The organism is Psychrobacter sp. JCM 18900, from assembly GCF_904846625.1.
GTDB lineage: Bacteria > Pseudomonadota > Gammaproteobacteria > Pseudomonadales > Moraxellaceae > Psychrobacter.
Genome location: NZ_CAJHBL010000004.1, coordinates 400,907 through 426,245 on the forward strand (window position 1 = coordinate 400,907; position 25,339 = coordinate 426,245).

The 25,339-nt window shown below is 42.3% G+C and carries 19 protein-coding genes; 8 read left to right on the plus strand and 11 right to left on the minus strand.

Features of this window, described 5'->3' with window-relative positions:
* Positions 1-148 precede the first annotated feature (148 nt).
* Together JMX96_RS10005 and JMX96_RS10010 are read left to right on the plus strand one after the other, a co-directional pair.
* Positions 149-1,138: a LysR family transcriptional regulator gene (locus tag JMX96_RS10005; protein ID WP_057761159.1), complete on the plus strand. Its 990-nt coding sequence runs from the start codon at positions 149-151 to the stop codon at positions 1,136-1,138.
* A 389-nt stretch (positions 1,139-1,527) separates the two neighbouring features.
* Complete coding sequence (locus JMX96_RS10010; RefSeq protein WP_201568867.1) at positions 1,528-2,901, plus strand: NAD-dependent succinate-semialdehyde dehydrogenase; 1,374 nt, start codon at positions 1,528-1,530, stop codon at positions 2,899-2,901.
* A 171-nt stretch (positions 2,902-3,072) separates the two neighbouring features.
* On the opposite strand, the gene purN is transcribed toward JMX96_RS10010, so the two are convergent.
* Together purN and purM are read right to left on the minus strand one after the other, a co-directional pair.
* The gene (gene purN, locus JMX96_RS10015; RefSeq protein WP_201568868.1) at positions 3,073-3,765 is read right to left on the minus strand and encodes a phosphoribosylglycinamide formyltransferase; all 693 of its coding nucleotides are present in this window, start codon (positions 3,763-3,765) and stop codon (positions 3,073-3,075) included.
* Entirely contained in the window at positions 3,765-4,826 is a 1,062-nt protein-coding gene (purM, locus tag JMX96_RS10020; protein ID WP_201568869.1) for a phosphoribosylformylglycinamidine cyclo-ligase, read from the minus strand. The genes purN and purM overlap by 1 nt, the downstream gene beginning before the upstream one ends.
* Positions 4,827-5,345: 519 nt before the next feature.
* Between purM and JMX96_RS10025 the strand changes: the two genes are divergently transcribed.
* From JMX96_RS10025 to JMX96_RS10035, 3 genes are all read left to right on the plus strand, one after another.
* Complete coding sequence (locus JMX96_RS10025) at positions 5,346-6,452, plus strand: AI-2E family transporter (protein WP_201568870.1); 1,107 nt, start codon at positions 5,346-5,348, stop codon at positions 6,450-6,452.
* Positions 6,453-6,780: 328 nt separating this feature from the next.
* Positions 6,781-7,584, plus strand: coding sequence for a DnaA regulatory inactivator Hda (hda, locus tag JMX96_RS10030; RefSeq protein ID WP_102093670.1), 804 nt, complete (start codon positions 6,781-6,783; stop codon positions 7,582-7,584).
* A gap of 102 nt (positions 7,585-7,686) precedes the next feature.
* A complete protein-coding gene (locus JMX96_RS10035; RefSeq protein ID WP_201568871.1) occupies positions 7,687-8,391 on the plus strand; it encodes a DUF2057 family protein in 705 nt (234 codons plus the stop codon).
* A gap of 118 nt (positions 8,392-8,509) precedes the next feature.
* Here JMX96_RS10035 and JMX96_RS10040 read toward each other — a convergent pair whose 3' ends face one another.
* Both JMX96_RS10040 and JMX96_RS10045 read right to left on the minus strand, forming a co-directional pair.
* Positions 8,510-8,995, minus strand: coding sequence for a Dps family protein (locus JMX96_RS10040; protein ID WP_160022561.1), 486 nt, complete (start codon positions 8,993-8,995; stop codon positions 8,510-8,512).
* Between the two features lie 266 nt (positions 8,996-9,261).
* Positions 9,262-9,921, minus strand: coding sequence for a YcxB family protein (locus JMX96_RS10045; RefSeq protein WP_201568872.1), 660 nt, complete (start codon positions 9,919-9,921; stop codon positions 9,262-9,264).
* Positions 9,922-10,418: 497 nt separating this feature from the next.
* Between JMX96_RS10045 and serS the strand changes: the two genes are divergently transcribed.
* The 3 genes from serS to tkt all read left to right on the plus strand — a co-directional run bounded on the left by serS (position 10,419) and on the right by tkt (position 14,190).
* The gene (serS, locus tag JMX96_RS10050; protein ID WP_201568873.1) at positions 10,419-11,705 is read left to right on the plus strand and encodes a serine--tRNA ligase; all 1,287 of its coding nucleotides are present in this window, start codon (positions 10,419-10,421) and stop codon (positions 11,703-11,705) included.
* 88 nt (positions 11,706-11,793) lie between these two features.
* Entirely contained in the window at positions 11,794-12,099 is a 306-nt protein-coding gene (locus JMX96_RS10055; protein ID WP_201568874.1) for a hypothetical protein, read from the plus strand.
* Between the two features lie 93 nt (positions 12,100-12,192).
* Complete coding sequence (gene tkt / locus JMX96_RS10060; RefSeq protein WP_201568875.1) at positions 12,193-14,190, plus strand: transketolase; 1,998 nt, start codon at positions 12,193-12,195, stop codon at positions 14,188-14,190.
* A 241-nt stretch (positions 14,191-14,431) separates the two neighbouring features.
* Here tkt and JMX96_RS10065 read toward each other — a convergent pair whose 3' ends face one another.
* The 7 genes from JMX96_RS10065 to JMX96_RS10095 form a co-directional block, all read right to left on the minus strand.
* Positions 14,432-16,933, minus strand: a complete 2,502-nt coding sequence (locus tag JMX96_RS10065; RefSeq protein ID WP_201568876.1) for a DEAD/DEAH box helicase family protein — start codon at positions 16,931-16,933, stop codon at positions 14,432-14,434.
* 296 nt (positions 16,934-17,229) lie between these two features.
* Positions 17,230-18,201 (minus strand): peptide ABC transporter ATP-binding protein, encoded by a 972-nt coding sequence (locus JMX96_RS10070; protein WP_201568877.1) that lies wholly within the window; start codon positions 18,199-18,201, stop codon positions 17,230-17,232.
* Complete coding sequence (locus tag JMX96_RS10075; RefSeq protein ID WP_201568878.1) at positions 18,198-19,265, minus strand: ABC transporter ATP-binding protein; 1,068 nt, start codon at positions 19,263-19,265, stop codon at positions 18,198-18,200. The genes JMX96_RS10070 and JMX96_RS10075 overlap by 4 nt, the downstream gene beginning before the upstream one ends.
* A gap of 1 nt (position 19,266) precedes the next feature.
* Positions 19,267-20,181, minus strand: coding sequence for an ABC transporter permease (locus JMX96_RS10080; protein WP_057761128.1), 915 nt, complete (start codon positions 20,179-20,181; stop codon positions 19,267-19,269).
* 141 nt (positions 20,182-20,322) lie between these two features.
* On the minus strand, positions 20,323-21,339 hold the full coding sequence (locus JMX96_RS10085; protein ID WP_057761126.1) for an ABC transporter permease: 1,017 nt from the start codon (positions 21,337-21,339) through the stop codon (positions 20,323-20,325).
* A 186-nt stretch (positions 21,340-21,525) separates the two neighbouring features.
* A complete protein-coding gene (locus JMX96_RS10090) occupies positions 21,526-23,166 on the minus strand; it encodes an ABC transporter substrate-binding protein (RefSeq protein WP_201568879.1) in 1,641 nt (546 codons plus the stop codon).
* A gap of 459 nt (positions 23,167-23,625) precedes the next feature.
* Positions 23,626-25,254 carry a GMC family oxidoreductase gene (locus tag JMX96_RS10095; RefSeq protein WP_201568880.1) on the minus strand — a complete coding sequence of 543 codons (1,629 nt, stop codon included), beginning with the start codon at positions 25,252-25,254 and terminating at the stop codon, positions 23,626-23,628.
* Between the last annotated feature and the right edge of the window lie 85 nt (positions 25,255-25,339).

Consider the following 25,339-nt stretch of genomic DNA (forward strand, 5'->3'; position numbering starts at 1 on the left):
GAGTTATAATGGATAGCTAATAGAAAAATCCAGAACAAAATTAGTAAAAAATAATGAAATTATGCTGTTACAGCGCACAAATCACCGTAGCAGCACTACAAATGCCAGCCTTAATATGGCGTTTATTCAAAAGCCAAGAGAACCAAATATGAATTTGCAGCGGGTTGATTTAAATTTGTTAGTCCATCTAGATGTGTTGCTACGAGAAAAAAACGTTACTCGCGCAGCCGAGCAGCTTGGGATTACTCAGCCTGCTATGAGTAATATCTTGCGCCGTTTGCGTAAGCTGTTTAATGATCCATTATTGGTACGCTCATCTGAGGGTATGACGCCGACTGAACGTGCCCTTGAGTTACAGCCACGTATCCGTGAGATACTCGCTGACTTGACTCAAGTGTTGGAGCCACGTACTGAATTCCGTCCTTATAGTACTTCTCGTGTGTTCCGTATCATGACATCAGATTATGCCGAAGCGACCCTAGTACCTAAGCTAGTAAAAGCACTACGTTCTGAAGCACCCAATGTTATTTTGGACTTTTTGACTCCATCAGACGTCTCTTATCGAGATATGGAGCAGGGACGAGTTGATTTAGCGATTAACCGTTTTAATGAGATACCTCAAAGTTTCCATCAGGTTCTAGTATGGCGTGATACTTTTAGCTGCCTATTATCTTCTGACAGTCCTTATGCCAATCGTTTTAATTTAAAGAACTACCTTAAAGCACAGCACGTTTGGGTATCTAAAACAGGGATGGGCGTGGGCTTTGGGGTCAATCCAGAAAAATCTGGTGGACTAGGGTCTATCGATCAGGCCCTGCAGCGTCTTGGTCAAAAACGCCAAATCAGTGTCTTTACTCGACATTATCAAATGCCTGCTATGCTTGCAGCAAATAAAGATTTGATAGCGACTTTGCCCACGCGTGTGGCAAGAATGCAGGCAAACAATGACAGCATTATGATGGAAGATCCGCCGTTTTTTATTCCTGAGTTTGAGCTTACGATGGCATGGTCTCCTTTGTTGCAGCATCACCCAGCCCATCGCTGGTTACGTCAGTTAATTATGCATGTGGCACGACAAGTCGTCGCTGAAGAAGAAAATCCACCACAAGAGATACCGGTCATTAATCATTTGTTTTGATTGGTTTGTGTGAGTTGAATCTATCTTTTATCAGAGCGGAATATTCCTGATTATCTGAATTTTTAATAAAAATATTTCTCTTTAGCTCCCACTCTATATAGTTATTAGGCCAGCCACTAGGCTGGTTTTTTGTGTTCTAGCGTTTAATAGTTAGTATATAATATTTAGTTATACTTAATAATTCAGTCACACTATTAACATCTTCAACACACTTCACAATATATTGTAAAACTCTTCATCAAATAGCTTGTTAAGATAACGGCAGATAGAAAACGAGCTACCAATAGATTGTGCTATCGACGTAAATTTAATAATTAAAACTGTCACAGCAAAATAATTACAAGTGGCGGTAACTCCAATTATAAATTCGAATAATAAGGACAGTAACTATGTCAGACATTACTACTATTAACCCAACCACGGGCGAAGAAATCAGTAACTATAATTATATGAGCAACGACGAAGTCAATAAGATTGTCGATGCTTCACATAACGCATTTTTAGAATGGCGTACAGTGAGTCACGAAGAGCGCGGTCGTGTCATCAAATCTATCGGTGATAAGCTGATGGAGTATAAAGAAGAGTTGGCTAAACTGATGACTGAAGAGCGTGGTAAGTTGTATAGCCAAAGCATGCAAGAGATTGATCTTTGCAAAGCCATTTGTGACTACACTGCTGAAAATGGCGTCGCTTCTTTAGCTGATGATGTACGCGATATCGAAAGCATGGAGAAAGGGCTAGTGACGTACCAACCTATCGGTATCATCTATGGTATGCAGCCTTGGAACTTCCCAGCGTATCAGGTATTCCGCTATACCATCGCAAACTTGATGGCAGGTAACAGTGTTTTACTAAAACACGCATCAAACGTAACAGGCTCTGGTCTACTAATTGAAAAAATTCTTCACGAGTCTGAATTACCAAGTGATTTGTTCCGTACGATTATCATTGACCATGATCAATCAGAAGCATTGATTGGCAATAACAAAGTACGCGGCGTGACACTAACAGGTAGTGACAAAGCAGGTGTAATCGTTGGACAACAAGCAGCTAAGGCGATTAAGAAAGCGGTATTAGAGCTAGGTTCAAATGATGCATTTATCGTATTAGAAGATGCAGATATCGAAACTGCAGTAGAAACTTGTACTCAAGCACGTTTAATCAATAACGGCGAAACTTGTGTAGCGGCCAAACGCTTTATCGTAGTCGATAGCGTATATGATGAGTTCCGTAAACGTATCGTTGAGAAATTTGAAGGTACCAAAGCGGGTGATCCAATGGATGATAGCTCAGATATCGGTCCATTAGCACGTGCAGATTTACGTGAGCAACTACATGAGCAAGTAGAGCAGAGTGTGGCTAAAGGTGCAACGATTGCTGTTGGCGGTAAGGTACCTGAAGGTAAAGGTAGCTTTTATCCAGCAACTATCTTAGAGAACGTTGAAAAAGGTCAGCCTGCATACGATGACGAACTATTTGGCCCTGTCGCTTCACTAATTCGTGCAAAAGATGAAGACGACGCAATGCGCATCGCTAACGACAGTCGTTATGGTTTAGGTGGCGCGATTTTCTCGAAAGATGAAGAGAAAGCTGTTCGTTTAGCACGTGAGCAATTTGATACTGGTATGGTCTATATCAATGGTTATGGTCTTGCCAATCCTGCACTGCCATTTGGTGGCGTGAAAAACTCAGGCTATGGCCGTGAGCATGGCGGTTTTGGTATCAAAGAGTTTGTCAACATCAAAGCGGTTCATGTATTCTAAAAATGAACTAATTAGACAAATTAGCTAAATAGATAACTATTTACGACTTTAAATGATAGTAAATAACAAATAGTTATCAAATAAAAAAGCCCAGTTGCTCGTAATGAGTAGCTGGGCTTTTTATTGCGCTATATAAAGTGGTATTAAAATCAGCTTAATAAGCTGAGATTTTTATCCGTCTATCAGCAATTGCAAAGGCAACTTAGGTAAATAAGTTTCCATTTGCGATGATGTATTATTTACTTCAAGTGATAATACATTTTGTGCTAGTAGTAAAATCGTCCAAGGTAGCAGCTGATGTTCAAGCTTCTGAATCCGTGACTGTAAGCTCTCTGCAGTGTCGTTGATATCGACATTCAATACGGCTTGAGTCAATACCTGACCTGCATCAAGCTCCGCTGTGACTTTATGAATACTACAACCGTGACGACGTTCACCCGCTTGTATGACGCGTTTATGAGTATCTAAACCCTTATAAACCGGAAGTAGAGAAGGGTGAAGGTTAATCATAGGCGCTGGTACATTATCGATAAATGAGCCACTTAATACACGCATAAACCCAGCCAAGACGATTAAGTCAGGTTGCCATGCTATTAGCTGCTCGTTGGCGTGGGTTTCAAACGTCTTGATACCCATACGTTTACCATTAGCAACGTGTGACAATACCGCAACTGGAATATTGGCATCTTTAGCACGTGTCAATGCATAAGCATCTTCACGGTTACTAATGACACCAACGATTTCAATTGGTAGCGCACCTGCTTGCATTGCATTGATTAACACTTGCAGGTTGCTACCACTTCCTGAGACTAGAACAGCAATACGCAATGGTTTGATAGGCTGGCTTGCGTTATCAATCGACATTAACGGTACACCACTGCATCCGCCTGGTCATCAGTGCTGCGTTTGATCATTTCACCTATTTGCCAAGCTGTCTCGCCTGCATCAGTCAAGGTCTGGATAGCAGCATCTGCTTTGTCTTTTGGCATAACGATGACAAAACCAACGCCGCAGTTAAAGGTACGGTACATTTCACTCTGCGCGATATTACCTTGGGTCTGTAGCCAAGTGAATAGCTCTGAGAACTGCCAGCTATTGGTATCGATGCTAGCCGCTAGATTATCAGGTAGTACACGTGGCAAGTTATCCGTTAGACCACCACCTGTGATGTGTGACATCGCATGTAAGGCTGAGCTACCAAGTGTATCTTGTAATGCTTTGATTGCTTTTACATAGATACGGGTAGGAGCCATTAGAGCGTCTTGAATAGGCTGACCGTCTAGTTGCTCGTCGCTACTTGTAACATCCACACCGCTCACTTCGATGACTTTACGAACCAGTGAGTAGCCGTTTGAGTGCGCGCCACTTGAGGCAAGTGCAATCAGTACATCGCCTTCTGCAACATTTTCACCAGTGACGACTTCTGCTTCTTCAACCACGCCTACACAGAATCCAGCTAGATCGTAATCATCATCTTGATACATGCCTGGCATTTCAGCAGTTTCGCCACCGATGAGCGCACAGTTAGCTAGTTTACAACCATCACCAATACCAGTCACGACAGTCGCCGCTACATCAACATCCAGCTTACCAGTTGCATAATAGTCTAAGAAGAATAATGGCTCTGCGCCGCAAACCAATAGATCATTGACGCACATCGCGACCAAATCAATACCAATCGTGTCATGACGGTTCAGCTGTAGCGCCAATTTTAGTTTGGTGCCGACGCCATCAGTGCCAGAAACCAATAATGGTGAAGTATAACCTGTTGGGATACGGCATAACGCACCAAAACCGCCAAGTCCACCCACGACTTCAGGACGAGTAGTGGCTTTTGCAACGGACTTGATTCGCTGAACCAAAGCATCGCCTGCATCGATATCAACACCGGCATCTTTGTAGCTTAAAGAAGGCTTGTCACTCATAGTCATCTCACAGTTGGGGATAGATAATTGGGATTAGAAGGTAAAGTAATTGAGCACGCAAAAATCAGCGTTATAAAGTTCAAAAGTAAAGTTTAAAGACAGTGCGCGCATTATACCCAAAAACAGACCGTACTCGCAAAGCAACTTGCCAATATTTGACTAAGATTTGCATTAAGTGGCAAATAAGCCGTTAAGAAACAAAAAATGACTGATTTTTTGTTGTACTCTGCGATAATAGAACGCTAAATTTATTGTCAATAATGGCCTTAATACAAGTTCAAATGTGATTGATAGAATAAAAACTAAGAAACATAAATTTATTAAGAATCAGGCTTTTTAGGGACTTTGATACGTCTCAGTTTAGCTAGCTAAAACTAATGAGAAAAAAGCAATTCGCCTAGTGACACATCGTGATGGCTATAGTTATATCATTTAGAAATCGCTATCACTGACTGACTCTCTGTCACTTTTTCAAACCTGTCACTTTTTTAAACCTGTCCAACTATAGGATTATTTGCCATGATGAACCAACCAATAGATCCTTTTTTTCGGCGTTTATTTATTGTCGTGGCATTAGTTGTGGCTGTATTTCTCTTGTATTTGATGATGCCCGTCATCGTACCCTTCGTTTTTGCCTTTATGTTGGCTTACCTATTTAATCCTCTAGTCAAGCGCTTATCAAAATACATCAAGCGCTGGGTCGCGATTATTATCGTCTACTCGACGATTACACTGGGGATGGCGTTATTATTGTGGTGGTTGGTACCGACATTGTGGCATCAGCTGCAAGCGGCGTGGGATTATTTGCCAAAGATATTTAATTGGTACAATCAAGTCGTACGAGAGTGGTTCAATAGTAATACTCGTATCAAATTGCCCCAATTAGAGTCCAAAGAGTTTTCCGATACTCTCGTCGATTATATGCAAACGAATTATAAGTTCGCTGATGCTAGCACCATGATGAGCCAAATACTGACCTCAAGTATGAACTTCATCAATAATGCAGGTCTCATTGTATTGGTGCCTATTTTGACCTTTTATTTTCTATTTAATTGGGACCAGCGTTTGCATAACTGGAAAATGGCGATACCAGGTGCTTACTGCCAAAAAGTGACTGAAATAGCTAAAGAGTGTGATCTGGCATTGATGGCATTTATCAAAGGGCAATTACTAGTGATGGTATTGCTAGGCGCTATTTATGCTGTACAGTTACAGCTCATTGGATTAGAGCTTGGGCTTATCATTGGTATGGTAGCAGGCATTGCCAGTTTTGTGCCGTATTTAGGATTTGGTATTGGTTTTATCGCGGCTATTATCGCCTGCCTATTTCAATTCGGATTGGACTGGACGTATTTGTCATTGGTCGTAGGTGCGTTCTTGATTGGACAAGCTGCAGAAGGTTATATTCTACAACCATTGCTGTTAGGTGATAAGATTGGTCTATCGCCATTGTGGGTCATATTTGCTGTATTGGCAGGTGCCAGTCTATTAGGTTTTGTTGGTATGTTGATCGCCTTACCAGTATCCGCTGTCTTAAACGTCCTGTTCCGCCATGTATACAGCTATTATCGAACCACTGACTTTTATAAAGGTCGTAAACAACTGGCATTGTTTGAAAAAAGATAATTATCTTATTATTGAACATGCTAGATAAAGATTGATATGTAATATTAGGATAGGAACGCAATGATTGATAAGGCTTAATGGGTAAAAGACTTGTCAGTCATTTTGTAAATATGTTATATATAGGCGCAGTGTTGATAGTATCAACCGTTTTGGTACCAGTTTTGCTAACGTTGTTTTCGACAAAGTGACTGACCGATTTTTGCAAAGGCTATAGGGCCATTACTTACAGCTGTATCGACTAGTATTAATAGTAATGAATACAGCTCAAAGCAACCTATCTTTTTTATTATATTTTTTCATTGCACTACGCAACACGAGTTGATGATTCATGGCAGAAGCACAGCTAAGTCTCAATCTGGACATTAAGCATGATGCAAGTCTCAGCGACTTTGCCGGTCCCGGTTGGATGTCGATTATTGATGCAGTACGGCAGTTACATGTCGGCCTGATCGGTCAACTATATCTGTTTGGTAGCCCTGCTACAGGTAAGTCCCATTTGCTGTCTGCTATTTGCGAGTCATTTATCGAAATGGATAAATCGGCTATCTGTTTGTCCCTTAATGAGTTGATTCATACAGATGTTCACGTACTATCATCGTTAGAAAACTTTGATCTTATCGCTATTGATGATTTGGAAGTGCTTGAGCAGAGCAGCCAGTGGCAAGAAGCTTTATTTCACCTGATCAATCGTAGCCGAGAAGGGCAACGCCAGTTATTGTTTGCCGCTAATAAACCAGCCGATGACTTACCATTCCAGTTAAGAGATTTAATGACGCGTCTGGCACAGGCACCGACCTTTAAAGTGCCTACTGGTCATGATTTGGCAGACAGACAAGCATTATTACAGTCTATTTTGCGTCGGCGCGGATGGCAGTTTGACGATCGAATTATTGATCACTTACTAACTGATGGACCGCATCGTATCGGTGCGATGATGGAAGTACTTAATTATATTCAACCAATGTTTTCTAACCTTGGTCGCAGTAATATCTCAAAAGCAGTCATAAGTGATGCTCTGCGTACCATCGATGAGCAGACGCTAGCCGCGGAGCTGGCGGATATCGCTCAAGAGACGCAAGTGGATAACGACACGCCTGATCAAGACCAACATACGATGCCACTTGATTTTTAGCAGCAAGACTCTTAGCAGTAAGACTTTTAGCAGCAAAAAATGAATAACCGTAAGAATACAAATATTTTGTCCAACTCGCTTTTACTATTAATGGAATAACTTATGAAACCGAATGCTTCTTTGCTAAAAAAATTAACGATAGGTACGTTGTTGGCAGGGGCTGCCTCGGTCTCTATGTTGTCACAGGCAGCAGTGACCCTACAGGTTGATGACCATATCAAAGTAACCGCTATTAATGGACAGGAAATTCAGCAGAGCGCTTTTCAGCCGCTGCAGAAAACATTTACGTTACAGCCTGGACAACATGCTATTACTGCTAAGTATGACCGTTTATATAACTTGCGTCGTGATGAGCATGATTATTTGCGTTCAGGTAATGTCAGTGTGACGGCACAATTGGCCGACAATCAAACATATCGTTTGACTATGCCTAATCAACCAGAAGATTATGAAGCTGCTAGAGAATATGCCAAGCAGCCTACGCTCGCTGTGCAACAAAACAATACGGTCATTGCTAGCCAGCAAAGTATGGCCGGTAACCAAGGTGGTCTATTTTCAGGCCTTGGTAAAGCGCTAGGCGGCGTATTCGGCGGTGCAGGTGATGCAGAACTACAGAATCAACGTGCTATTGCCTCTTTAGATCAACCAGTAGTAAATTCTACTAGCAACGTCAACACTGGCACGACTACTGTTAAGCAAACTACTAGCGTAAACACTTCTACTAGTACGTTAGATACGTTTATGCAAGTATGGCTACAAGCCACACCTGCTGAACGCGAAAAAATGCGTCAATGGATCGAAAAATAAATCAATATTCTATAAAAGATGGACAATAAAAAAGCACCTAATTAGGTGCTTTTTTATTATTTGGAGTTTGATAATCATTAGAGTTAGTAAGGTTAAGCCGAGTAGAAACTAACGCCTATTAACCCAAAAACGCGTTATACATCCATACCAGTTTTTCTTGCTCTTGTACGTAAGCATCTACTAAGTCAGCTGAACCTTGGTCTTCGCTCTCTTCTGCTAGGGCTGATACTTGACGTTGTTCTGCAATTAACGCTTGTAAGCCAGTGACCACACCCTTGACACAGCTTGTGCCATCTTTTACGTTTTTGTCTTCACTGATGCTAGTATGCTGCGTAAAATCGCTGTAAGCGTGAAGTGGTGTACCACCCAACGTTAAAATGCGCTCAGCGATTTCATCAATTTGGAGTTGTAGTGACGTATACAGTTCTTCAAATTGCGGATGCAAAGTAAAGAAATGCTCACCTTTTACGTTCCAATGATAGCCACGTACGTTTAAATAAAACACGTGATATGTTGATAGTAGATTGTTTAATTTGGCGATGACTTCGCTCATGTCTGCTTTTTCTAGACCGATCTGGTTAGTAGCATTATTAGAATTACTCATAGTATTGTCCTTATAGTGTGAGTGTAGTTATATGATAATAAATAAAGAAGAATAAAGACTCTAATAAATTAAAATACAGCGAAAAATACTTTGGATTTCATCTATACCTATCAATATAGACTCTATTGCTCCCTTTGATGCTTATAATAATAGCAAACTATTATTAATAAGTTAAATTTAATAAATACAATTTTACGATTGGTTTTATAAAAATAAAGCTAAGTCTCTCTACTGTTTTTCTAAACAATAGAGAGACCTCATTACATTTACGCTGGTGGCTGCAAGTTTTCAGGGTTTAAGCCTTTAACGGGAACCACTTCTTGTAAATGTTGACGTATCGTATCGATAGGAAACTTCTGTGCTTGCAAGCGTTTTGGTACGATTTGGCTACCTTGCTGACCTTTTAGCTCAAACATCATAAAGATATAGTCGTCAGTCTCATCCCAGCTCTTGATAGAGGTCCAAGGAATAACTGCTTGCTGAGTCGCGCCTGCACGCATTTGCATACCGCGCATTTGCGAGTTTTTCATCATATCAGGCTGGTTGCTTGGCATCGCCATGACTAGACCATGCTTTTGCACACCTAACTTCATCTGGCGCATTTCATCTGGCATCTCTTGGTCGGCCACTTGTTTGTCAAACTCTCTCTTTACGTACCATTTAAAACCTAAAGTACGTGCCAATAGATAAATCACCACACCAACCAGCATTAACCAAAATATAATGGTTGAATAGCCTGTTACAAAGATAAGCCCTGCAATAGCGAGTACCACAATCACGGCCATGATGATCCACTCTTTGGTCTTAAAGCTTGATAAACCAAAAGAAGGGCTGGCACTGGCAAACAGTTCATACTGTGCTTGGTGAAATTCAGCCTCAGTTAGGTTTAAGGCGACAGGTTGGAGCGTGTAGGGGTACAGGGCCATAAAGGTTTCTCAAATACTTATATTAAAAGCGTTGGATTAAAACTGCCAAAGCGAAGCAGCGATGCTGTACTTGGCTAGAAGTGAATAAAGGTATGCGCTTATCTTACCGAAAAGTACTCCTAAATGAAACATATAAGCAAGACTGTTCACGGATAGATGCCATATTAATGACGTAGTTCACGCTCTATACTCAGCTTATTTAGACTAGACGACAGCAAAAGTGAAAATTAGAATCAGAATAACTTGTGATAAGCGATTAGCATAATGAACAAAACCTAGTGAGAGTCAGCCAAAAACAGGGAAAAGTAGCCAAAGATATCCAAAACATGGTCAAATCTGCCGTGTCTTGGTATTATAGCGACTACAAGATATGTTGATATAAAACATAACGTCATAGCCAGTTATCACAAAGACCGTGATAGCGATACGCTAGGCAATTACCTTATTAATAATACTTTTAAACCTTTTACTCACCTTTAGTGTTACAGGCAACTACTATGATTGATCCGAAACTCTTACGCGGCGATTTAAGCGACCTACAACAGCAGCTAGCCACCCGTGGTTATGAGCTTGATATGGAGTTCTGGCAAACGATTGAAAACGAGCGTAAGTCTCTACAAGTCAAAACCGAAGAGTTGCAATCGCGCCGTAATGCTGGTGCAAAGCAAGTAGGTGCCCTAAAAAAATCAGGCGAAGATGCCAGTGAGCTATTGGCTGAGATGCAAAGCGTTAGCGGTGAAATTAAAGCTGCGGAAGACGAGCTACGTACGCTACAAGAGCGTATCACTCAAGCAGCCTTGCAAATTCCGAATATTCCAGCGGCAGATGTACCAGTCGGTACGTCAGAGGACGATAACGTAGAAGTGCGCAAATGGGGCACGCCGCGTACGTTTGACTTTGAAATTCAAGATCATACACATATCGGTGAGACGCTTGGTATGCTGGACTTTGAGGCAGCGACCAAATTGACTGGTAGCCGTTTTAACGTGCTCAAAGGGCAATTGGCGCAACTGCATCGCGCGTTGATTCAATTTATGTTGAATACACATACTATGAAGTACGGCTATCTTGAGACCTATGTGCCTTATATCGTTAATAGCGATAGCTTAAAAGGTACGGGTCAGTTGCCTAAGTTTGAAGATGATTTGTTTAAATTGAGCAATCACACTAATAACGATGAGATGGATTTTTATTTGATCCCAACCGCTGAAGTACCAATGACCAACTTGGTACGCGGCGAGCGTTTGGATATTAAAGAGCTACCGCTAAAATTCACGGCGCATACGCCATGTTTCCGCAGTGAGGCAGGCTCACACGGTCGTGATACTCGCGGCTTGATTCGTCAGCATCAGTTTGAGAAAGTGGAAATGGTCAATGTTGGCACCGCTGAGCAATCTGATGACTTGCTTGAGGCAATGACAGGGCAGGCTGAATATATCTTGCAGCAGCTTGAGTTGCCATACCGTACAGTGCAGCTATGTACTGGCGATATGGGTTTTGCCGCACAAAAAACCTATGACATCGAAGTATGGTTGCCAAGCCAAGATACCTATCGTGAAATCTCTAGCTGCTCTAACTGTGGTGATTTCCAAGCGCGCCGTATGGGTACGCGTGTCAAAGATGGCAAGCAAACCAGCTTGGCTCATACTTTAAACGGTTCAGGTCTAGCGGTTGGTCGTACGCTATTAGCAGTGATGGAAAATCACCAAAACGCTGATGGCAGCATCACGATTCCAGAAGTATTACGTCCGTTTATGGGCGGTGCTGAGCGCATTGAAATCTGAGAGTAATGACATCATAAATACTTTGTCTATAATTGATGAGCTAAATTACTCACAATTTCTCATCTATGGCCAAAGTATAGGCGACGATTTGTTAGGATTTGAAATAGATGCCAATGTATCTTTCTGTTGTATGGAAAATAATGTTGGTTGTGATTTTCTTTATCAAGAACGCCATGATGAGACGAATTGCATGCTTACGTTACGCTGCAAATTTGCAAATAACGTAAGCTATCAGCAAATGGCAGATTATTTAGAGGAAAAATGGCTTGAGCATGTTTGCTATCAAGAATTTGAGAAGCATTATATTGAAGTCGTTAATGATCAATTGATTTTTTATTATGTGACCCGATCAAGTTATGGACTAGGAGTAACAGGGAAAATTGTTGCTACTTAGTTTATAATGAGCCACCTATTTAGATATCTAAGCAAATTCAGTTCAACAACCTTTTTTAATCCAATAAACTTTCCTTCAATCTTAGGACACGCTATGCCCACCCCAATTAACGAACGTAAACTAGCCAATGCCATCCGTGTACTGTCGTTTGACGCGGTTCAAAAAGCCAACTCTGGACATCCGGGTGCGCCAATGGGTATGGCTGATATTGCCGAAGTTTTGTGGCGCAAATTTTTGAAGCACAATCCAGCTGATCCTAATTGGCACAACCGTGATCGCTTTGTACTGTCAAACGGTCATGGCTCGATGCTTATTTATTCATTGCTACATTTATCAGGTTACGATGTGAGCGTTGATGACCTTAAAGGTTTCCGTCAGCTGCATTCAAAAACCCCAGGACATCCTGAACTTGGTTATACGCCTGGTGTAGAAACGACGACTGGTCCACTAGGACAAGGCATTGCTAATGCCGTTGGTTTTGCTATTGCAGAAAAGACGCTAGCCGCACAGTTCAACCGTGACGGTCATAACGTCGTCGATCATCATACCTATGCGTTCTTGGGCGATGGCTGCTTGATGGAAGGTATTAGTCATGAAGTTTGCTCATTGGCTGGCACGTTGGCGCTTGGCAAATTGGTATTCTTCTATGATGATAACGGTATCTCTATCGACGGTAATGTCGAAGGTTGGTTCACTGACGATACCGAAGCGCGCTTTGAGTCATACGGCTGGCAAGTGATCAAAGTTGACGGTCATGATACTGACGCAATCACGCGAGCAACGGAGCAAGCGATTGCAGAGACTACTAAGCCAAGTCTAATCATCTGCAAAACCACGATCGGTGCTGGTAGCCCGAACAAGCAAGGTCTAGCTGCCAGTCATGGTGCCCCGTTAGGTGATGATGAAATCGCCTTGACTCGTGATGCGCTGTCTTGGAAGCATGCCCCATTTGAATTAGACGACGAAATCTATGAAGCATGGGATGCTAAAGCCAAAGGCGACGTCCAGCAAAAGAACTGGGATGCGGACTTTGAAGCATACAAAAAAGCCTATCCAGAGCTTGCAGCAGAACTATCACGTCGTCTAAATGGCGAGTTGCCTGCTGACTTTGCTAGCCAAGCGCAAGCCTATATTCAGCAAACTCAAGAAGCGGGTGGGGATGTCGCTAGTCGTAAAGCCAGCCAAAATGCTATCAACAGCTTGCAGCCATTATTGCCAGAACTATTGGGTGGTTCAGCCGACCTAGCAGGCTCAAACCTCACGCTATTTAAAGGCGCTAAAGGCATCGAAAAAGATGCTGACGGCAACTACATCTATTACGGCGTACGTGAGTTTGGTATGACTGCGATTGCCAATGGTATCGCATTGCATGGCGGCTTTATTCCTTACGTAGCGACGTTCCTAATGTTTATGGAATACGCACGTAATGCAGTACGCATGGGCGCATTGATGAAGCAGCGCGTCATCCATGTGTATACGCATGACTCTATCGGTCTGGGTGAAGATGGCCCTACGCATCAGCCAGTTGAGCAATTGACTAGCCTACGTACCACGCCAAACCTACGTACATGGCGCCCGTGTGATGCGACTGAATCTGCCAGCGCGTGGGTAGAAGCAATCAAATCAGAAAATAACCCATCAGCATTGATCTTTAGCCGTCAGAGCTTGCCACATCAAGCGCGTGATAGCGAGCAAGTAGACAACATTACCAAAGGCGGCTATGTACTGGCAAAAGAACAAGGCGAGCTACAAGCCATCATCATCGCCACTGGTTCAGAAGTTGGCCTAGCGATGGAAGCGTATGAGGCGTTGAGCGCAAATGGTGTTGGCGTCCGTGTGGTATCTATGCCATGTGCTGAAATTTTCGTTGAGCAAGATGCTATCTATCGTGAAGCCGTATTGCCTGCCAATATCCGTGCTCGCGTCGCAGTAGAAGCGGCGCATGTAGATTACTGGTATAAGTTCGTTGGTCTAGATGGCAAAGTCATCGGTATGACCACTTATGGCGAATCTGCGCCTGCAGATCAGTTATACAAAGAGTTTGGTATCACGACTGACGCTGTGGTTGAAGCGGTAAATAGTCTGGTGTAATTAACCTGACTGAGTTAGTGTTTAAAAAAAGAGCCACTAGAGAAATCTAGTGGCTTTTTTTTATGGTTTAATTTTTAGCTCTAGGTCAATTTGGAGCTAACTCTACCGTTCGTTTGTACTTGTATCACCATTATCGTCAGCAGGATAAACCTATTGTTAGAGCTTAGCGGCAACATTATATTTTTGCTGCTATTAATAACGGTTTGAATTGTAAAGTCTAGAAAAGTAATATAGCCCTAAGTTAAGAGCTAGATGATGAACTCTTCTCACTGGTAGTATAGCTACATGTATATTCCGTGACAAAATCAGAATGAAGTAGCTTGAAGTTTTTCAAGCTTCGATTTACTTTTTCAAAACTTGTAAGTATCTCAGGGCTAGATATTATCTCTTGAATAAACATATAAATGTTATTTTTCAGCTTGTTGAGTTCAATATCCGTTATTACTCTGAAAATGCTCATTGGAGAGGCATGATAGTCAAAAATCTTACTCGGATGAATAATGATAGGTGTGTAAGAGATCTCATTTTCAGTAGGCTTGTAAGTATCGATAAACCACTGAGTAGAGTTTAGTAATTGGCCACAGTAGTTTTTAGTGACTTTCTCATTCTCTGCTTGGTTTTTACATTCTATTATCAAATAGACATTTGGATATATATTGAATAATACATCTGGCCCCTTGTTTGTAGTTGCATCAGGGCGATCGCTACTGAAACCGATGAGTAATACAATTTCAGCTAATGCTTTTTCAAACGATTTTGCTGAAGTTTTTGGGTTAAGTTCAAGGTTTTTTACTAAGCTGTCATAGAAAAAAACAAGCCCATTAGTATCTTCCATATATTTTCTAAGATATTCAATACATCTTTTAGACTGGTTAGTGTCTTTCAACTGTACTTTGGAGTAGCTGATACCTTGTAATGGACGTAGTAGCAAATTGTTTGAGTTCTTTGCAGACAATTGAATTTCTTGTGATTCGGTAGGGTTCAAAACGTTAAGGTATGTAGATAAAATTTGTTTAAGATAACCTCTCTCTTTTATGCTTTCTGTTTTATTAATAAGAGCTTGAAACTCAGACACAGCAAGCTCGATATTAGTCCCACTAATACTTCTATTATAAATATTACGTAAAGCTTTAGCTTTACTAGATGGTTCTTTATTTAAGCTTGTAATGTCATTTAATATGGACTTACTTATCTCTACCCAGTTATCTTCACGATTTAAGCACATACCAATTGCATCTTCATAGCTAGAATTTTGTTCTTTAATTTGTTCTGTAACGTTAGCAGATAGTTCGTATTGTGCTTTTGTAGCTGGAGAGAAGCTCTCGGTAGCATTACTATTGTATATTATGTCCGTAAGGCTAGAGTCCATTAGGATTACAGCGCAATAATCAAGATTAGAACGTACTCCTCTTCCCATACCTTGCTCTATTTTCTGAATTAATCTAGATGAAGAATATGCACCTAGATAGTCATTTTCGACTTTATCAATATATCTAGTAATTGGTGGTACACCATCAATTACTAATAATCTACAAGCTTCATCGGGCAGGTCTATTCCGTCATAACGATTAACTAAAATAGCAAGTCCAATATGCCCGTTCTTTAAGCTTTCAACGCCGTCATCTATATTCTCACTGTCTAGGATTAAATCAGAATAATCGGCCCATAGTTTAGCTTTTTCATAGGAGGGTACAATAACAACAACATTAATTGACTCTGACTTTTCTTTGCAAAACTTTCTTATACTGTCTTCATCAACGTTAGGATCGATGGCTTTAGGTATCAAAATCAGTCTTTCGCCTATATCATTACAGTTCTTAGGCTGTATTACATTGTCTTTTGAATAATCTTCTACATTGAAGTGGCTAAAAAGTATTGAGTCATCAGCCATGGTGGCAGTCATAAAAATTATTCTATCTGTATTCCTTAATGTATTTATCACGTCGATAGGTATTTGAAATGGCGATATCTCGAATGATTTATGTGTACAAACACAGCTACAGTATTTGAGGTATTGCTTTACTAGTCCCCATTTAAATTTTAAAAAACTCTCATCTTTGCTGTCTCTCAACAAGCTATAAGTTTTTTCTAGCCTACTTTGCCAATCCCAATATGGAATTAAAGCAAACTCGTGAGGATCAAATGCCTCTAGTTCAATATATTTTGTTTCATACTGTCTCTTTAAATCCTCTGAAAATAGTTCCCAAAGCTCTTGTCCACAATCAGAATCTCTTGGAATCTCAAGAGTAAATTGATCTTCAATGATATCTAAACAAGCATGTGCATCATCAACTATTAATGAACCAATACTAATTTTTTGTGTATTGATACCAAAGACTGACATTCCATTAACTAACTTTTGTATCGTAATAACACCGATTGACTTCGAGTTTTGAAATTCAAAAGACTTCACATCATCTGTAACACTTAAATTTAATTCACTAGCAGTTTCCATCACTTGAGAGGCTAATTGATTGTTAGGGCATACGTACAGTGCAGGACCTTTTAGTTCATTCAGACTACTCTGAAGAATCATTAATCCAACTACAGTCTTACCAGAGCCTGTATTCATTTTGATAACTAGGTTTTTTTTATCTTTTTTAGTAAACCAGTCTGACCAAACTTGATCTTGTACGTCCCGAGGATAGGCGTAAGTAGAACTACGTTTTAAGTTACGAAAAATTTTCGAAGGTTCAATTTCTAGTTTTTCGCTAAGTTGGTTGATATTTAATTTAAACGACATAGCAAATACTCTTAGATAAATTATCGGAAAAATACATAATATTTTTGGAACAATAATTTTATTATTATTGGTGTCAGGTTTAAGGATAAAATCACTTATCAATTTAATAAGATAAAAGAGATAAAATATCTACCTGTCTAAAATTTCATGGCGAGATGATCAAGCGCGTGGCAAAAAAAGGCATAAATCAAGGTCAGACCTTTTTTGGTTGTAGCAAATCTCCTAAGTGTCGCGGTGTAGTGAATATTGATTAGTCGTTAATCATCTTAACCTTAATCATTTTAACCTTAGTCACCTTAACCATATATCTCTTCTAAACGTAAACAAGCAACCAATCGACCGTCCCACTCTCGCAGTTGCGGCTCTACTTCGCTGCATTGTGGTTTTGCATAGGGACAGCGTTTGTGCAGGGCGCAGCCGCTTGGTGGATTAAGCGGGCTTGGTAGCTCACCTTGTAGGGTCAAATCGTTTTTATGGCCATTTACCGTTGGGGCAGCAGCCAATAGTGCGATGGTATACGGATGTTTTGGCGCATTATAAATCGCTTCTTTCGGCCCGTGCTCAACAGCTTGACCTAAATACATGACCATCACATCATCAGCGACGTGGCGTACGACCGATAGATTGTGCGAGATAAAAACGTAAGCAGTACGATATTCATCCTGCAAATCCATAAATAGATTTAAGACTTGCGCTTGGATTGATACATCGAGTGCAGAAGTCGGTTCATCAGCGACGACAATTTTAGGGTTGAGCATCATCGCGCGGGCGAGGGCAATACGTTGGCGCTGTCCACCCGAAAACATATGTGGATAACGACCAGCGTGTTCGGGACGTAGACCGACATGTTTCATCATCTCGTTAATTTTGTCGCGCTTTTCTTCTTTAGACAGTTTGGTATGGATATCCAACGGTTCTGTCAATTGATAGCCAATGGTATGACGCGGATTTAAGCTACCATAAGGATTTTGAAAGACCATTTGAATTTCGGTACGCAACTCTTTTAGCGCTTTTCTACTATAGCCAGTGGTGCCTTCATCATTGATAAATAGCTCACCATGTGTAGGCGCTTCGATCAGTGTCAACTGGCGGGCAAGGGTGGATTTACCGCAGCCTGACTCACCAACGACTGCCAGTGTCTTGCCAGCTTCAAGCTCGAATGAGACGCCATTGAGCGCTTTCACGTACGCTTTTGCTTTGCCCAGACCTTGTGATACTGGGTAGTGCTTGTGTAGATTGTCTGCTTTTAGGACCACTTTATTACTCATACTTGTGACTCCAAAGTATCAGCGTGAGAGGGGCGAGAGGTAATATCAGAATCAATACAGCGCACCTTGCCATTGGGCGTATCTAAAATAGGTGGTGGTATTTCGCAAGCAGGCTCTTTATACGGACAACGCGGAGACAATAAGCAACCAGCTGGCCGGTCATATTGACTTGGCACGACCCCTGGTAAACTGTTTAGCCTATCTTGACCGATAGCCAATTCAGGGATGGCTTGTAGCAATGCTTCAGTATAAGGGTGAGCAGGCTTTTGGAAAATCTCTGGCACGGTACTGGTTTCGACCACTTGTCCAGCATACATGACCGCGACATCGCGCGAGTTTTGCGCAACCAGACCCAAATCGTGGGTAATTAATACCATGGCCATTTGTTTTTCGCGTTGTAATCGGCTGAGTAAATCCATGATCTGCGCTTGTACTGTGACATCCAGAGCCGTAGTCGGTTCATCAGCGATCAGTAGTTTTGGCTCACAAGCAATCGCCATCGCAATCATAACCCGTTGACTCATACCGCCTGATAGCTGATGCGGATATACCTTAAGTCTGTTTTTGGCATCGGGCATCTCAACCAACTCTAGCAGTTCTAAGATGCGTGTTTGTACCGCTGCACCTCGTAAACCAAGGTGTTTGCGTAGTACTTCACCTAGCTGCATCTCAACGGTGAAGCTTGGATTTAGGCAAGACATCGCATTCTGAAAAATCATAGAGATGTCTTTGCCAATGATGCCGCGTTTCTCTTTGGCTGACATACTGAGCATATCTTTATTATCAAATACCACTCGCTGTGCACGAACGGTCGCAGAAGGTGGTAATAGACCCATCAGCGCCATCATAGTGACCGATTTACCTGAGCCAGATTCGCCGACGACAGCGATGACTTCACCTTGGGTTATCTTTAAAGACACATCGTCGACTGCGCGAAAGGCACGCACCCCTTGTCCAAAAGTAACCGACAGGTTTTCGATATCTAGCAATAACGGAGAGTCTTTTGTTGATGCGCCATTCATAGACGTATGAGTGATAGGCGTATTAATTAATGGTTCAGTCATCTTAGGTCACCTGCTTTAATTTAGGATCTAGCGCATCGCGTAAGCCATCACCAGTCAGGTTGATCGATAGTGCAGCCAAGAAAATAGCGACACCCGGCCAGATTGCTAGCCAAACATTACTTTGAATATATTGACGCGCCGTACCTAGCATCGCACCCCATTCGGCATCTGGTGGCTGTACGCCAAAGCCCAAGAAACCAATCGCACCTGCTTCTAAAATAGCAGACGAGAAAATCATCGTTGCCTGTACGATAAGCGGTGCCATACAGTTGGGCAAAATGGTGATAAACAACAATCTGAGCACGCCAGCACCCATCACTTGTGAAGCGATAAAGTACTCACGTTGTAGCTCTACCATTGCAGTGGCACGAGTCAAACGAATAAAGGGCGGCGTACAGACCAAAGCGATGGTAATAATCGTATTGGTCATAGAAGGCCCTAAGATAGCAGCAATGATGATGGCCAATAGCAAGCTCGGATAGGACATCAAGATGTCATTGACCAGCATGACGGCCTTGCCCCAGACTTTTGGCCAAAACGCAGCACTCAGCCCTAACGAAATACCAACCAACATCGCCAGCGTCGTGGCGCTTAGACCGATAAATAGTGAATAACGCGCACCATACATCACCCGAGATAGCGTATCTCGGCCTGCATCATCAGTGCCTAGCCAAAACATCGCATTGCCACCATCTAAAAAGGCAGGCGGCAATTGCTCTTGACCGGTGAACAGCTCGTAAGGATCGTGAGGCGCGATAGCAGGCGCAAGTATGGCAACAAGTACCATTAATGCCAGTACGATAAAACCAATCACGGCGCCTTTGTTTCGGCAGAACGTCGATAAAAATAGCTGCCAAGATGACGGCGGTGTGGCTGCCATCAGATTGACATCAGAGGGGAGAACAGAAGGCTTCATGAGCATTTCCTATAGTGGCTAGCGCATTGGGTTCGTTTGGGCTTCATTTCCTAACAATTATTAGAAATTTGCCAAAAACCTTTATAACCATGTAAGCGCTAATCATCACTATTTATAATGTGAGTATTTATCAATGTTGAATTAAGAAGTATGGCGAATACGTGGATTGATCAGACCATACAAAATATCAATAAATAAACTAACCAAAATCAGAGCGGTGGCGACCAATAAAATACCGTTTTGTACAATAGGGTAGTCACGAGTGAAAAACCCATCGAGTAGCCAATTACCAACGCCTGGCCAACTAAAGATAGTCTCGGTAATAATGGCACCTGCAAGCAATGTTGCCATCTGCAAGCCAACGACTGTAACCACAGTAATCAAGGCGTTACGCATGACATGAACCAGTATCACTCGGCGCGGAGATAAGCCTTTGGCTCGCGCTGTACGCACATAGTCCTCATCCAATACCTCTAGCATCGCAGAGCGTGTCATCCGCGCAATCATCGCTAACGGAATGGTCGATAAGGCAATAGAAGGTAGGATAAAGTGTTTGACCACGTTCCAAAACGCGCCAGGCTCTCCCGAGCTTAGTGAGCCGAGTAACCATGAGCCATACAGCGGTTGCACATCTAGAAACTGCGCGACAGATATGACTCCAGCAACAGGCAAGAGACCTAAATAGTGAGCGAAGATACCAGTTAGGATGGGGCCCAATAAATAGATGGGCATAGAGTATCCTGCCAACGCGCCTGACATGAGGGTGTAATCAATCCATGTACCACGGCGTAGGGCAGCAAAGATGCCTAAGCTGACACCAATGACACTAGCGATGACAATAGCGCATAACGCCAATTCTAAAGTAGGAACAAAGTGGGCAAAAAAATCTTGTAGTACGGGCGTACGAGTACGAAAGGACTGACCGAAATCACCCGTTAGGATGCCAGTCAAATAATCCCAATACTGGGCAACGAGCGGTTTGTCTAAGCCTAGCCTTTCTAGGGCACGGGCATGTAGTTCGGGATCGACCATACGCTCGCCCATCATAATCTCGACCGCATCTCCAGGTACGAGACGAATCAGAGTAAAGGTCGATAGCGTTAGGCCAAGATAGACGGGTATTAAAATGGCAATACGACGCAGAATATAAAGTAGCATGGGCTGCTCAATAGTTGTGGTTCAATGATTAGAGTATTAGCGATGATGAAGAGATCCGTGACAAAGCGCTTAGTTCATATTGTTCATATAAGTGCGGCTGGAGCAGAGTATCTGACCCAGCCGCACTTATATGAATGAATAAAATGAATAAATTGCTTATGTTGTAACGGAGTTAATCAGTCAAGGTTATTCAACTTTTACACCATCAAAGCGTATTGAGCCAAGTGGGCTGATTTTATAATCGACAACGTTTGGTGCGGTGAATACGGTCACTACCGAGTGTGCCATTGTTGTCCAAGGAAGCTGCTCTTTGAATATCTGCTGAGCTTGCTCATATTCACTGACACGCTCATCTTGATTGTTAATCTGACGGGCATTGGTCACCAAATTGTCGAAGTCTTTATTACACCAGCGCGAGTAGTTGTTACCACCGACTGCGTCACAAGACAGTAACGAACCAAGCCAGTTGTCTGGATCACCATTGTCGCCAGTCCAGCCGGCTAGAATGACATCAGGCTCGCCTTTAGCAGCGCGTTTTAGGTACTCGCCCCACTCATAAGTCACAAGCTTGGTATCGACGCCAATCTTCGCCCAATCTGCTTGTAGCATTTCAGCCATTAGCTTGGCATTTGGGTTGTATGGACGCTGAACTGGCATATACCATAGATTGATAGAAAGGTTATCCGCGCCAGCTTCTTTGATCAGTGATTTTGCTTTTTCGACATCGTAAGGCGCGTCTTTAAGTGACTCATCATAGCCCCACTGCGTTGGCGGCATTGGGTTGGTCGCTTTGAGGCCTTCGCTCTGATAAACCGCGTTGATAATAGCGTCTTTATTGATCGCCATATCTAATGCTTGACGCACTTTAAGATCGCTCAGTTGAGGTTTTTCTACGTTATAACCGACATAGCCGACGTTGAAGCCAGGCTGATCGAGAACGGTGGCTTTACCTGACTTTTTGACAGATTCGATTTCGGCAGGTTTTGGATAAGCGGACACGTGACATTCGCCAGCTTGCACTTTCTGTGCACGAACTGCCGAGTCTTTAGTGATAACAAACACTAGGTTGTCGATATAGATGTCGTCTTTATTCCAATAGTCTGGGTTTTTGGTATAACGAATTTGCGCGTCTTTTTGATAAGAAGTAAAGACGAAAGGTCCAGTACCGACGGGCTTAGTATTGATATCAGCAGCATTGCCAGAGGCTAGCAATTGATCTGCGTACTCAGCAGAACCAATATAAGCAAAAGGCATCGCTAGGTTCTGTAGGAACGGCGCATTGGTTTCGCTAAGGGTAATCTTTACCGTATAGTCGTCAACCTTTTCGATACTAGAGATAATATCAGGTAGCCCCATACCGACTGAATATGGGAATTCAGCAGGATAAGCTTTGTTAAATTCAAAGTCTGGGTCAGTGATACGTTCTAGCGTAAAGACAATGTCATCCGCGTTGAAATCGCGAGTCGGAGTAAAGTAATCAGTTGTACCGAATTTAACCCCTTTGCGTAGATTAAAGGTATAAGTCTTGCCGTCTTCGCTAATATCCCAGCTTTCAGCAAGTCCTGGCTGAATCTCAGTCTCTGCTCTTTTGAATTCTACCAAGCCATTGTAAATAGGGAAGGCACTCGCATCAAAATCCGTACCTGAGGTATATTGCGCTGGATCGAATCCAGCAGGGCTACCTTCTGAGCAATAGAGCAATGTTTTGGCGGCTTTGGCATCTGAGCTAGCAGCAGAATCATCCGTAGTTTTGTTGTCTCCACTACAGGCGCTGATACCTAAGACAAACGTCGCCAACATTGTAAGTTTGAAGAGTGATTTTTGCATTATTACATCCTATGTAATGGTAGGTAGGTACTCATGTATCCATATGTTCGTACTCGATCATGAATACGATGAGAAAGCGTTTAGTGACCTCTAAAGTGTCTATCTATGTAATATTTCTTATATACAAAATAAAACATATTAAAGGTTGTCATAACTTTAAATTATATAGATGGAAACTAAAAATATAAACAAGTCGTTCGAATATACTCTCTTAATCTGTGGTAATGCAAGCAATAAATAGACTAATTTTGATAAAAAATGCACAGTTTTACCGTATTTAGCATCAATAAGATATTAGATACTAAATTCTATGGCCTTATGTTCATTAGTTTTAAATAGCAAAAAGACACGATCTTAAGTTGCTAATTGTTTACAATTTTACTAAGTGTAAACAATTAGAAATAATAAAGTTATGTCTCTTTAAAGCAATCAGCTGTAATCCGTTTGTCCATTGCAGCACTAAACAGGGCTATGATTTGTTTTAATGAGATCGGCTATTTTTTCGGCAATCATAATAGTTGGCGCATTGGTATTGGCGCTAATAAGCGTTGGCATCACTGATGCGTCGATGACTCGCAATCCGCTCACACCTCGTACCTTTAATTCCAAATCAACCACAGAGCTGTCATCTGAGCCCATGCGGCAAGTGCCTACTGGGTGATAGATGGTATCTGACTTATTACGGATATAGCCGAGCATGCCGTCTTTTTCGAGGTAAGGGGCAGGGTAGTCTTCAGTAATGTATTTAGCGAGTGTGGACTCTTGCATGATGGCTCGAGTACGCTCGGCACCGGCAACCATATACTCTATGTCTTTTGGATGCGACAGATAGTTTGGATCGATCAAGACAGCATCAGAAGGTTCGGCTGAGTCCAATCTAACAGTACCTCGACTTTCAGGTCGTAAGTAGCAACTGTGACAAGAGACAGCAAATCCGCGTCTGAGATCACGGCCATGCTCTATCACGCGCGAGATGACAAAGTGCAGCTGGGTATTTGGCCACTCCTTTGGATCGTCACCGACGCTAAAGAACGCACCTGCCTCTGCATAGTTGGTAGACAGCAGCCCTGTACCGTCTTTTCTCCACTGCCGAATGCTTTTGGTCAATGTCGAAATTGATGCCATGCCAATACCGATGACATCAGTAGTATTGACCTCATAATCAAAGACGACGTCTAAATGATCCTGCAAATTACCACCGACTTCAGGTGCATCTACCACCACATCGATACCATGAGACTGCAAATGCTCTGCAGGACCAATACCTGAGAGCATCAGAACTTTGGGTGAACCAAATGCGCCACCTGATAACAGGACTTCATGACGCGCCGTGACAGTATGTTCGACACCGTCTTTTTCGTAGACGACGCCTGTCGCTTGATTGTCTTCGATAATGACGCGGTTAGCCTGCGCATGAGTGATAACCGTCAGGTTGGAGCGGTTTTGTACAGGATGCAGATAGGCAGCCGCGGCAGAGCAGCGTTGGCCTTGTTTTTCACCATGGAAATGAGTGACTTGATACAACCCTGTACCGTCTTGCTTTTCGCTATTAAAGTCGGTGTTATGATCTAGGCCATTGGCAATCGCAGCTTCTACGAATGCTTTGGAGATGTCTCGTGGACTGAGTAGGTCGCTAACATGCAGCGGCCCGCTATCACCATGTAGCTCATCGCTACCACGAACGTTATTTTCAGCTTTGATAAAGTAGGGAAGTACATCGTCAAATCCCCAGCCAGTACAGCCTTGCTCTACCCAGCGCTCATAATCTAGCTTACTACCACGCGTATAGATCATGGCATTGATTGCTGATGAGCCGCCCAGACATTGTCCACGCGGCTGAAAACCTTTACGGTTATTAAGGTGCTCTTGCGGGGTGGTGTGAAAGCACCAATTATTTAGTTTAAGCGGTTTGCCAGGAACCATCAGAATTAGTCCAGCAGGTACGCGTACTGCTAGATCTTTGCCATCACCGCCGTACTCTAATAAACAGACACTGATATCTGGGTTTTCAGTGAGACGGCTAGCGAGCACGCAACCCGCCGAACCTCCTCCGACGATGACATAGTCAAAGGTTGTGTCAAATTCCATTTTATATTCCTTATAGCATCCATGCTAATTAAAATAGGGTACGCTTTACAGTAACTATTATTCTGCTGAAATAATAAAATAAAAA